This window comes from Phocaeicola abscessus CCUG 55929, from assembly GCF_000312445.1.
Taxonomy (GTDB): Bacteria; Bacteroidota; Bacteroidia; order Bacteroidales; family Bacteroidaceae; genus Phocaeicola; species Phocaeicola abscessus.
The window spans coordinates 224,435-236,520 of sequence record NZ_HE997186.1 but is presented as its reverse complement, the minus strand read 5'-3'; the positions used below and the strand labels follow the sequence as shown (position 1 = coordinate 236,520).

8 protein-coding genes and 1 pseudogene are annotated in these 12,086 nt (G+C 47.1%); 8 read left to right on the top strand and 1 reads right to left on the bottom strand.

The features are described 5' to 3' along the window. The first annotated feature begins 79 nt into the window (after positions 1–79). The 5 genes from BN102_RS10190 (at position 80) to proS (ending at position 6,751) form a co-directional block, all read left to right on the top strand. Positions 80–1,204 (top strand): hypothetical protein, encoded by a 1,125-nt coding sequence (locus BN102_RS10190; protein WP_019209048.1) that lies wholly within the window; start codon positions 80–82, stop codon positions 1,202–1,204. Between the two features lie 83 nt (positions 1,205–1,287). Further along, complete coding sequence (locus BN102_RS10185; RefSeq protein WP_019209047.1) at positions 1,288–1,956, top strand: DUF2461 domain-containing protein; 669 nt, start codon at positions 1,288–1,290, stop codon at positions 1,954–1,956. A gap of 28 nt (positions 1,957–1,984) precedes the next feature. After that, a complete protein-coding gene (locus tag BN102_RS10180; protein WP_019209046.1) occupies positions 1,985–4,012 on the top strand; it encodes an alpha amylase C-terminal domain-containing protein in 2,028 nt (675 codons plus the stop codon). A gap of 3 nt (positions 4,013–4,015) precedes the next feature. After that, positions 4,016–5,176 (top strand): DUF6057 family protein, encoded by a 1,161-nt coding sequence (locus BN102_RS10175; protein WP_036787970.1) that lies wholly within the window; start codon positions 4,016–4,018, stop codon positions 5,174–5,176. Between the two features lie 84 nt (positions 5,177–5,260). Continuing rightward, positions 5,261–6,751 (top strand): proline--tRNA ligase, encoded by a 1,491-nt coding sequence (gene proS / locus BN102_RS10170; RefSeq protein ID WP_019209044.1) that lies wholly within the window; start codon positions 5,261–5,263, stop codon positions 6,749–6,751. A 170-nt stretch (positions 6,752–6,921) separates the two neighbouring features. On the opposite strand, the gene BN102_RS10165 is transcribed toward proS, so the two are convergent. Next, positions 6,922–7,824: an AraC family transcriptional regulator gene (locus tag BN102_RS10165; protein ID WP_019209043.1), complete on the bottom strand. Its 903-nt coding sequence runs from the start codon at positions 7,822–7,824 to the stop codon at positions 6,922–6,924. Between the two features lie 141 nt (positions 7,825–7,965). Here BN102_RS10165 and BN102_RS10160 point away from each other — a divergent pair, with 141 nt between their 5' ends. The 3 genes and pseudogenes from BN102_RS10160 to BN102_RS10150 all read left to right on the top strand — a co-directional run bounded on the left by BN102_RS10160 (position 7,966) and on the right by BN102_RS10150 (position 11,951). Next, on the top strand, positions 7,966–8,646 hold the full coding sequence (locus BN102_RS10160) for a zinc metallopeptidase (protein ID WP_021311158.1): 681 nt from the start codon (positions 7,966–7,968) through the stop codon (positions 8,644–8,646). Positions 8,647–8,654: 8 nt separating this feature from the next. Next, positions 8,655–10,241: pseudogene (locus BN102_RS11260) on the top strand (sulfatase family protein). 240 nt (positions 10,242–10,481) lie between these two features. Further along, entirely contained in the window at positions 10,482–11,951 is a 1,470-nt protein-coding gene (locus BN102_RS10150) for a glycoside 3-dehydrogenase (RefSeq protein WP_021311135.1), read from the top strand. The last annotated feature ends 135 nt before the right edge of the window (positions 11,952–12,086 follow it).

The following is a 12,086-nucleotide window of genomic DNA, read 5'->3' as shown; positions in this document are numbered from 1 at the left end:
TTTATAGGGCTTATAGCTATATTTGACAAACGAAAAAGCAACTGCTTTGTGACATCATAGCTTCGTAGATATATATATAATGAAACACGTATTCTTCTATATCATAATATTGCTGGTGGGACTGACGGTTGAAGCGAATGCCCAGATAAAAATAGGAAATTATAAATTCCCCGACGGCAGTGAATATACCGGTGAACTGAAGGGCAAAAAGCCGAACGGTAAAGGTAAAACCGTTTTCAAAAGCGGGGATGTATACGAAGGAGAGTATGTAAAAGGAAGACGGGAAGGAGAAGGAACATATCTCTTCTGCGATGGAGAGAAATATGTCGGACAATGGTTTCAGGATCAACAACATGGTAAGGGAACATTTTATTTCAAAAATAATAATCGGTATGAAGGTATGTGGGAAGCTGACTATCAACAGGGAGAAGGCATCATGTACTATTATAACGGGGATGTGTATGAAGGCGAATGGGTAAAAGATCAGCGGAGCGGTACGGGTACCTACCGGTGGAAAGCCGGTGCGAAGTATGTGGGTGCCTGGTTGAACGATAAGAAGAACGGAAAAGGAACGATGAACTGGCCGGATAAGTCGTCGTATGAGGGTGATTGGGTCAACGATATACGCTGCGGAAAAGGCACGTTCTATTATGTAAATGGAGATAAATATGTGGGCGACTGGAACAATGACGTTCAAGAAGGACAAGGCATCTATTATTTCAGCACGGGCGACCGCTATGAAGGAAATTATATCAATGGAGAACGTACCGGAAAAGGAATTTATTATTACAAGAACGGGGACAAGTATGTCGGCGAGTTTAAAAATGGCGAACAAAATGGACAGGGAACCTTTACCTGGACCAGCGGTGCGTTTTACGAGGGTCAATGGACACAAAACCAACGCAATGGAAAGGGCCGTTACGTATGGGCCAACGGTGATGAATACGAAGGCGAATGGAAAGATAATATGGCCGAAGGGAATGGTGTGCTTCGCGAAAAGAAGAACGGGAATACCTATACGGGGCATTTTCATAAAGGAAAACAAGACGGCGAAGGAGTATCTGTCGACAAAGACGGGAATCGCTACAAAGGAACGTTCAAACAAGGGCGAAAAGACGGAGCATTCGTCGAAACCGATAAGAACGGGGAGATCATTCGGAAAGGCGTTTATCGTTTCGGCGTATTGCAGGCTTCGCAAAAATGAGGGAGCTCGTCTTTTTCCCTTGGGATGAGGTGTTTTAGAATTATTTGTTGTACCTTTGTTCAAATTGCGTGAAAAGTAATAGGATGAATACCTCTTTTATTTACGATTTTCTGAAGAAGCTGGCGGCAAACAATAATAGGGAATGGTTTAACTCGCATCGGGCTGATTACGATAGGGCTGAAGCCGAATTTGAAGAATTGTTAACCGCCGTCATCGCTCGCATTTCAGTATTCGATCCGACTGTAGTTCATGTACAGGCGAAGAGTTGTATCTATCGCATCTATCGGGATTTACGTTTTACACAAGACAAAACTCCTTATAAAATACATTTTGGCGGGTTTATCAATGCGCGGGGGAAGAAAGCCCTGCATTGCGGATATTACATTCATTTGCAACCGGAAGAAAGCGGGCTTGCCGGCGGTGTCTGGTGCCCGGAACCGAAGTTGTTGAAAGCGATTCGAGAATCGGTCTACGACAATATCGACGAGTTCCGCGCCATTGTAGAAGATCCGGCATTCAAACGCTATTTCCCTGTTATTGGAGGAAGCAGATTAACTTCCGCTCCGAAGGGATTCCCCCAAGATTTTCCCTTTATGAATTATTTAAAGCCGAAAGATTATGCGTTTTATGGTGCGCTTCCCGACAAATTCTTTACAAGTTGCGACTTTGTGGAAAAATCGGCTGCTATTTTCAAACAAATGAAACGGCTGAATGATTTCTTCGATTATACCTTGGATGATTTCGAGGATTGATAAAAGTTGGAATTTAAAATAATTGGATATGGAAAAAACGTCCTCTCGATTGAATATGATTGCGAACGACCCTTGGCTTGAACCGTATACGGTGGCAATAGAAGGACGCCATCGGCATGCATTGGATAAAGAGAGGGAATTGACGGAGGGGAAACGCTCGTTGGCCGATTTTGCTACGGGGTATCTCTATTTCGGATTGCAAAAACTGAAGAAAGGATGGGCCTTTCGCGAGTGGGCGCCCAGTGCTGTTTCCATCTTCATGATCGGCGATTTTAACGGTTGGCGAGAAGAAGAGAAGTTCCGCCTGGATAAGATCGAAAGAGATCAGGGGATATGGGAACTGTATTTGGAGGAATCTGACATAAAGCATGGAGATCTGTATAAACTGAAAGTCTATTGGAAGGATGGAGAAGGAGAACGTATTCCCGCATGGGCCAAGAGAGTCGTCCAAGATGAAAATACGAAGATATTCAGTGCACAGGTATGGAATCCGTCGCAAGGATATCGATTCCATCGGAATGTTTTTCGTACTGCGGTGGATCCTTTGATGATTTATGAAGCGCATATTGGCATGGCGACTCGGGAAGAGAAAGTAGGTACCTATAACGAGTTTCGAGAACAAGTGCTTCCCCGCATCAAGAAAGGCGGATATAATTGCATCCAACTGATGGGAATCCAAGAGCATCCCTATTACGGAAGTTTCGGGTATCACGTATCTAATTTCTTCGCACCCTCTTCTCGTTTCGGAACACCGGACGAATTGAAAAGGCTGATCGATACGGCTCATTTGATGGGAATAGGCGTAATCATGGACATCGTTCATTCGCATGCCGTAAAGAATGAGTTGGAAGGTCTCGGAAATTTTGCCGGAGATCCGAACCAATACTTTTATCAAGGTGATCGGCACGAACATCCCGCATGGGATTCGCTCTGCTTCGATTACGGAAAAAACGAAGTGCTCCATTTCCTCTTGTCCAACTGTAAGTATTGGATGGATGAATACCATTTCGACGGTTTTCGCTTTGACGGCGTAACGTCGATGTTATACTATAACCACGGCTTGGGAGAGGCTTATACCAATTATGGCGATTATTACAATGGAGCGCAGGATGACAATGCCATCTGTTATCTTACCTTAGCCAATAAAATGATTCATCAGGTCAATTCGAAGGCGATAACCGTCGCTGAAGAAGTCTCGGGGATGCCAGGCTTGGCTGCGCCGTTCGAAAATGGTGGTTACGGATTCGATTACCGGATGGCCATGAACATTCCCGACTATTGGATTAAGCTGATTAAAGAAAAGGTAGATGAAGACTGGAAACCGAGCAGTATGTTCTGGGAAGTTACGAATCGCAGGAAAGATGAAAGAACCGTTTCGTATGCGGAAAGTCACGATCAGGCTTTGGTCGGCGATAAGACGATTATTTTCCGTTTAATCGATGCGGATATGTATTGGCATTTCCGGATAGGCGATGAGAATTACAATGTTCACCGGGGAATGGCTTTGCACAAGATGATCAGATTGTTGACGGCTTCTACGATGAATGGCGGATACCTTAACTTTATGGGTAATGAATTCGGTCATCCGGAATGGATCGATTTTCCCAGAGAAGGGAATGGATGGTCGTATAAATATGCTCGTCGACAATGGGATCTGGTGGATAATCCGAACTTGGATTATCATTACTTGGGCGATTTTGACAGTGCGATGATTCATCTACTCACGTCAGTCGACAATTTCGAGCGTTCGGAGATCATCGAGATTTGGCACGACGATAGCGATCAGATCCTGGCTTTCCGAAGGAAGAGAATGATCTTCGTCTTCAACTTTCACCCGGTAAGATCGTTCACCGACTATGGCTTTTTAGTCCCGGAAGGCGATTACGACGTCGTGTTGAATACGGATTCCAGAGCATTCGGAGGCTTTGGCTTTGCCGACGATACGGTGAGACATTTCACCGTTCCGGATCCTCTCTACAAGCATCAGAGGAAAGGTTGGCTGAAATTATATGTTCCTGCGCGTTCCGCAGTGGTTTTAAAAAAGAATCGTAAATAAAAAATGGAAATACGGCATAGAAATATCGGAGTATACAACAGGGTCACTCGTGTCATTTCGACGGGATGCGGAATGTTATTTGCCTTGTATAGCTTTCTATATCTCTATTTCTTGCAGGGAAATGTGACAGAAGCCCTGCATTTCTCACTCTCACACGGGCGGACAGCTTACTCTATCTTTTGGAGTGCGCTTGTCATCACCTTTTTTTTGATGCTTCTGCGTTGGGGGATCAATGCGGTGCTGAAACTTTCCGGGCCGTGGATAGCTTTGTCGTATTATCCGCCGGCCTTGTTGTTAGGCGTACTGACTGATGTGGATCGATCGGTTTTTCAGGGAGGAGGTTTTGCTCCGTACTGGTCATGGCTCTTGCCGTTATTGTCGGTCGTCTATGTAGGCCTTGCGCTGATTCTTCGACGGGTGGAAAGAAATAAGGAATGGAATAATGTACTCGATATGTATAGCTTGAATGCTGGCATATTCGCCGTGGGCTGTTTGGTCCCCGTACTCATTGGAAATACGGATATGTATTTTCACCATGAATTGGCGGTAGAACATGCTATCCGTCATGGCGAGTATGCCAAAGCATTGAATGTAGGGAAAAAATCGCTGAAGGCGACGAAAACGTTGACCGTTTTGCGGGCATATGCGATGGCTTCGTTCGACTCGTTGGGGGAGAAGTTATTCGAGTATCCCCAAACGTATAAGTCGGCAGGATTGTTGTTTGACGCAAACACGCCCCCTGAAGAACTCTTGCGCTTCAATGCCGACACCTTGTATTGCCGCATCGGAGCAAAACATGATGCCGGCGAAAAAAACATGGATTACCTGAGTCGAATCAGTAAGATAGACAGCATTCCCCAAACCGGAAAACAGTATTACCTCTGTGCATTGTTATTGGAAAAACGATTGATAGATTTCTGCCAGGCGATCCAAACGGTCTATCCCGAAGGAAGAGCGCTTCCGAAGCACTATCGGGAAGCCTTGCTGCTCTGTGAAAGAGAGCTGCCCGGCTATCGGAGTCACATTGACGACTTAACCTTGAGGCAGAAGTTGGACGAATTCTTTGAGAAGCGACGGTCGGAATATCCCTCCGAGCTCGCCGAACAGAACTTGATGCGAAGGGATTACGGCCGGACTTACTGGTGGTATTATTATTATCAGTAATATTTTTGATGACTTGTTTGGTTGTATCAGGCGCTTTTTAGTAATTTCGCAGCTTGTTAATAGAATCGTTAAACAAAAGGTAAAATGGCAGTAGAATTAAAAGGACTTACCAAAAGGAGTGAGAATTATTCGCAATGGTATAATGAATTGGTCGTAAAAGCCGATTTGGCGGAACAGTCAGCCGTGCGTGGATGTATGGTTATCAAACCTTACGGTTACGCGATATGGGAAAAGATGCAGCGACAGCTGGACGAGATGTTCAAGGCCACCGGCCATGTCAATGCCTACTTCCCCTTGCTGATTCCAAAGTCCTACTTCTCACGGGAGGCCGAACACGTGGAAGGCTTCGCCAAAGAGTGCGCTGTCGTTACCCATTATCGACTGAAGAATGCTGACGACGGATCCGGCGTGATGGTCGATCCGGAGGCGAAACTCGAGGAAGAGTACATTATCCGGCCGACATCCGAAACGATCATCTGGGGCACCTATAAGAACTGGATCAAATCGTACCGCGATCTGCCCATCCTGATCAACCAATGGGCGAATGTGATGCGCTGGGAAATGCGTACCCGTTTGTTCCTCCGTACTTCCGAATTCTTATGGCAGGAAGGACATACCGCCCATGCCACGCAGGAGGAAGCCGAAGCGGAAGCGAAGAAAATCCTGCGCGTTTACGCCGAATTCGCCGAAGATTACATGGCAGTCCCCGTAATACGCGGCGTGAAATCGACCAACGAACGTTTCGCAGGAGCGTTGGATACCTATACCATCGAAGGATTGATGCAGGACGGCAAAGCGTTGCAATGCGGGACATCCCACTTTCTGGGACAAAACTTCGCCAAATCGTTCGACGTGCAATTCCTCGACCGAGACAACCGGCTCGATTATGTATGGGCTACCTCGTGGGGAGTTTCTACCCGCTTGATGGGAGCCCTTATCATGACGCATTCCGACGACAACGGGCTGGTGCTCCCTCCCCGGCTGGCTCCCATCCAGGTGGTCGTCGTGCCCGTCTACAAGAATGCGGAAATGTTGAAAGCTATCGATACGCGGGTAGAAGGAATGGTCGACCACCTTCGCCGCATGGGCGTTTCGGTGAAATACGACAATAACGACAATCGTCGTCCGGGTTTCAAGTTCGCAGATTATGAGCTGAAAGGAGTCCCTGTTCGTCTGGTCGTCGGAGGACGAGACCTCGAGCAGGGGACTGTCGAAGTGATGCGTCGCGATACGCTGGAGAAAGAAACCCTTTCCCTGGAAGGTATCGAAACACGAGTAAAAGATTTGCTCGATGACATTCAGAAACAAATTTACCGAAAAGCTTTGAACTACCGAAACGAGCACACGGTGAAGGTAGATACTTACGAGGAGTTCAAAGAACAAATAGATAAAGGCGGTTTCATTCTCGCCCCTTGGGATGGGAGTACGGAAACAGAGCTCCGTATCAAAGAAGAGACGAAGGCGACCATCCGCTGCATCCCCTCGGAAGCCGACGCCGAGAGTTTGACTCCGGGAACGGATATGATTACCGGCCGCCCGTCGGCACGGCGCGTCCTCTTTGCTCGGGCCTATTGAAATACGATAAGAGTTGAGTGTGCGGTAAGTTAACCCCCCGTATTTTAATCTCTTTCGATTTATTTGGGAAAACCTGCCGATCGGTCTTCGAAAAGAACCAATCCGTAATTTGGGAAAATATGATGCCATATTCGGAAATAATCGCGCTGCCTTCTCTCTTTGACGGTCCTTTATTTCGACTTATATTCGCTGGGCGACATGCCCGTTTGGTGCTTGAAATATTTGCCGAAGAAGGAGGCGTTGCTGAAGTTCAGGGAGTAGGCCACCTCTTGGACGGAGAGGGTGGAATAGCGGAGTAACGTCTTGGCTTCGAGGATGACATAATCGTCGATCCATTGCCCGGCCGTTTTTCCGCTAAATCGTTTGATAACTGACGAGAAATGCTTCGCACTCAGGTAGAGTTTGGCGGCGTAGAAGTCGACTCGCCGTTCCCGGCAATGATGCTCTTTGACCAGTTTGATGAACTCGTTGAACAGTACTTCTTCCCGTTTGAGGGGTCTAGGGTCTTCCGTTTGCATTTCGGGCATCTTACGATACAGCATGTTTCCCAACTTATAGAGATAGGCCGCCAAGAGATTGCGAAGTACTTCTTTTTGATATTTTCCCTCGACTTTTACTTCCCGGTGTACGTATCGGAAGCAAGTGTCCAGTTCCTTCATCTCGTCATCCGAAAGGGAAAAGACTGGGTTTTCTTTTACCGACATGAAGAAGGGCAACAACGTGTTTAACGAGATGTACATCTCTTTTAAAAAATTGGCCGAGATCATGATGGCTTGAATGGCATGGTCGCCTTGGGGAGTAGAGGCTTGAATCAAGTCGTTGGGTGCACAGATGAACATGTCGTTCGCTTTCACCTCGTACTTCCTCAGGTTTATTTGAATCCATCCTTCGCCTTCTTTGCATAAACAAATAATGATACCATCTATGCGGATAGGGTAGTGCAGGATGAAATCGTCGTAGTTTACGATATAGTCTCTATTGTCGTTGATCAGGAAATCGTTATCGAACCCTTCTAACAACGGGTATTTTTTGCGGAGATCCGCGATGTTGATCGCATTGATAGGTTGTTCCATACGGATATTTTAATGTCCAAAGGTAGCTATATTTTCGATGAGAAGAAGATGATGAACATTAATTCTTTATAAATATCTTCGATTGGCAAGCGGTTTGTATGGAAAATCTTGTATATTTACATGTATTTAAAAGAGAGCATTATGACAGTTTATTGGATTTTATTTATTGGCATCGCTTTATTGAGCTATTTGGCTCAAGCCAATGTGAAAAGGAAATTTGAGAAATACGCAAAGCTGCCGTTGCAAAGCGGCTTAACAGGCAAGGAAGTGGCCGAACGGATGCTGCACGACAACGGTATCTACGATGTAGAGGTGACGAGCACTTCCGGTATGCTGACCGACTTTTATAATCCGGCGACCAAGACGGTCAATCTCAGCGAATCGGTTTATGCAAGCGATAGCGTTGCGGCGGCGGCTGTCGCTGCACACGAGTGCGGCCACGCTTTGCAACATGCACAGGCTTACGCTCCGTTGAGGATGCGCAGCGCACTGGTGCCTGTGGTTCAGTTCTCGTCGAGTATTATGACTTGGATCCTGCTGGCCGGTCTTTTGCTTCTGAAAACTTTTCCGCAGCTCTTGCTCATAGGGATTTGTCTGTTCGCTATGACCACCCTGTTCAGCCTTATTACACTGCCCGTTGAGATCAATGCTTCCCAACGCGCGTTGATATGGTTGAACCGTTCCGGCATTACGAACGTTTCCAACCATGGTGCGGCGGCCGACGCGCTTAAATCCGCCGCTTACACCTATGTGGTCGCCGCCTTGAGCTCATTGGCTACATTGGTGTATTATATATTGGTTTATTCGAGCCGCAGAAACTGATATTCTGTATGAAGAAAACGGCATCTACGCTTTTCCTGATGGCGGGGACTACGACCCTCGTTCCTCTGGGAGGAAAGTCTCAGCCCGCCGACCAAGTGGAGACGAACGATAAAAAGCCGATGAATATCGTATACATCATGTGCGACGATCATGCTTATCAAACTATCGGTGCGTACGACCGTCGGTTCGTCGAGACCCCTCACATTGATTGGATTGCCGATAATGGTGCACGTTTCACCAATAGTTTCGTGGCTAATTCGTTAAGCGGACCGAGTCGGGCTTGCATGTTGACCGGCAAGCACAGCCATGCGAACGGTTTCAAAGACAATTCGGATGTGTTTGACGGAAGTCAACAGACCTTTCCGAAGTTATTGCAACAATCCGGCTACCAGACGGCGATGATAGGGAAATGGCATCTGGTGTCTGATCCGACCGGCTTTGATTATTGGGATATATTGGTCGGACAAGGTAACTATTATAATCCGGATTTCATAAAAAAACGGGGAGAGAATCAAACGGGAAGGATATGCTATCAATTTGATCACGGAAGTAGCCATTCAGTGGTTGGATAGCATCCGCGACAAGACTAAACCCTTCTGTTTGTTCGGCCATCATAAGGCGCCGCATCGAACGTGGATGCCCGATACGTGCGACCTCTCCCTCTACGAGGATGTGACTTATCCGATGCCGACGAATTTCTATGACGATTATGAAGGCAGAGAAGCGGTGCAGGTTCAGAAGATGAGCATCGGTAAGGATATGGATATCGTATACGATTTGAAAATGGCCGATAAGGAAAACGAAATACATTCGAATGCCCGGTTGGAAAAATGGGGACGTCAATTGTACGCCCAGATGACTCCTGAACAGAGAGCTACGTGGGATGCCTATTACGATCCAATTATAGCGAAAATCAAAAAGGATCGACCGACAGGCAAGATGCTGGATGCATGGAAATATCAGCGATATATGCACGACTACTGTCGAGTGATTACTTCGATTGACCGTAACGTAGGGCGGGTGATCAGCTATCTGAAAACACAGGGTCTGCTGAACATACGATGATTGTTTATACTTCGGATCAAGGCTTTTATATGGGCGAGTACGGATGGTTTGATAAGCGTTTTATGTACGAAGAGTCTTTCCGTACCCCTTTGTTGATTTATTTACCCGGAGGAAAGCGCGGTAATGTGACGGAAATGGTACAGAATATTGATTACGCCCCGACCATGCTTGAATGGGCGGGAGTGAATGTTCCGGCCGACCTGCAAGGTATTTCGCTTCTCCCTTTGCTGAAAGGGGAGAAGACGCTTCAGTGGCGACATTCCCTCTATTACCACTATTATGAATATCCCGACGGACATGTCGTGAATAAACATTACGGTGTGAGGACGGAGAAGTATGCATTGGTGTATTTCTATGGAGATGTGAATGCTTGGGAACTCTACGATATAGAAAAAGACCCGATGAATATGCATAATCTATATGGCCTTCCGGAGTATGAAACTGTTGTGAAAGAACTGAAAACCGAATTACAACGCTTGCAAATCCGATACAACGATCCGATCCGGTTCGAAGAGGGAGTGTCGCAGTAAATGTTTCGGCACAATGAGGTGAGCAATTCTTGAAAGCAATCGGCCGCCCGTTTAAGGCGGAGAAGGTATATATCGATGGCCCCCAAAGCCCCCGACTGTATATAATTTGCGCTAATTTTAAAAAAAACGAAGTAAATTTTGTAGTTAATCGTCATCATTTCGTATCTTAGTGGGGTAAAAAAGCGAAGAGGATTACTTGATGTATCAAATCAACATATTAATTTTTTAAAGTTTACCACTATGTCAAAAATTTCGAGAAGGGACTTCCTCCAGCGAAGTGCGATGGCTGCGGCAGCATTTACGATTGCTCCCAACATCATCTTAGGTAAGAGTCACGGGCATGTTTCGCCCAGCGACAAGTTGAACATCGCCGCCGTAGGTATCGGCGGGATGGGGCATGCGAATATCAATGCGGTAAAGGCTACGGAAAACCTCGTCGCTCTATGTGATGTGGACTGGAAATACGCAGCGAAGGTATTCGAAGAATTCCCCAAGGCAAAGAAGTATTGGGATTGGCGTAAGATGTTTGACGAAATGCGCGATCAGATCGACGCTGTTATCGTGGCTACGGCCGACCATACCCACTGTATCATCGCTGCGCAGGCTATGACTTTGGGCAAACACGTGTACGTGCAGAAGCCGTTGACTCACTCCGTATACGAATCCCGCTTGCTCACCAAGCTGGCCGAGAAATATCAGGTGGCCACCCAGATGGGGAACCAGGGCTCTTCGGCGGCCGGCGTGCGTCAAACCTGCGACTGGATATGGAATGGCGAGATCGGTGAAGTAACCCGTGTCGACTGCGGGACGAATCGTCCGATCTGGCCGCAAGGACTTCCTACCCCGTCGGGACAATGGGTTCCCGACACGTTGAATTGGGACTTGTTTACCGGGCCGGCAAAAATGATTCCTTACAACGAGATTTATCATCCCTGGAATTGGCGAGGATGGTGGGCTTACGGAACGGGAGCTTTGGGCGATATGGCTTGCCACGTGATGCATCCGATCTTCAAAGCTTTGCAATTAGGTTATCCGACAAAGGTACAGGGTAGCTCGACCCTGTTGTTGACCGATTGCGCTCCGACGGCTCAAAGCATTCAGTTGACTTTCCCCGCTCGTCAGTCGAAGAACAAGAAGTGCAAGGTGAAACTTCCCGAAGTAGAAGTGCGTTGGACCGACGGCGGCATTACGCCGGATCTACCGAAGGGCTTCCCCAAGGACAAACAATTGGATATCGACGGCCCGGTGATTTTCTACGGAACCAAAGATACCTTGATTTGCGGATGCTACGGCCGCGACCCGTGGCTACTTTCGGGCCGAATGCCGAACGTGCCTAAAACTCAGCGTGAGATCACGTTCAGCCATGAAATGGATTGGGTACGCGCTTGCAAGGAAAGTCCGGAAAATCGGGTGAAACCCGCGTCCGACTTCTCGGAGGCAGGTCCGTTCAACGAAATGGTGGTAATGGGAGTTTTGGCTGTCAGGTTGCAAGGCTTGCACCGTATCTTGGATTGGGACGGTCCGAACATGAAGTTTACCAATATCTCGGATACGGATGAGATCGAAATCACGAAGAAAGATAACTTCACCGTGAAGGATGGGCACCCGACATTCGGTAGGGATACCGAGAAACTCAATGCGAAATCTTTCGCCGAAGAGTTGATCAAACATACCTATCGCGACGGTTGGGCATTACCTGCCATGCCGTGATCGGGAATTGACAAATAAATAAAGTGGCTGCGCCAAAACTTTCGTTTCGGCACAGCCACTTTTATTTTTGATCCTTGCGGAACCCATCCAGACCTTTTTATTTCCTTTTCTTTTTCTTTCTGCTTCGCTTGAGCC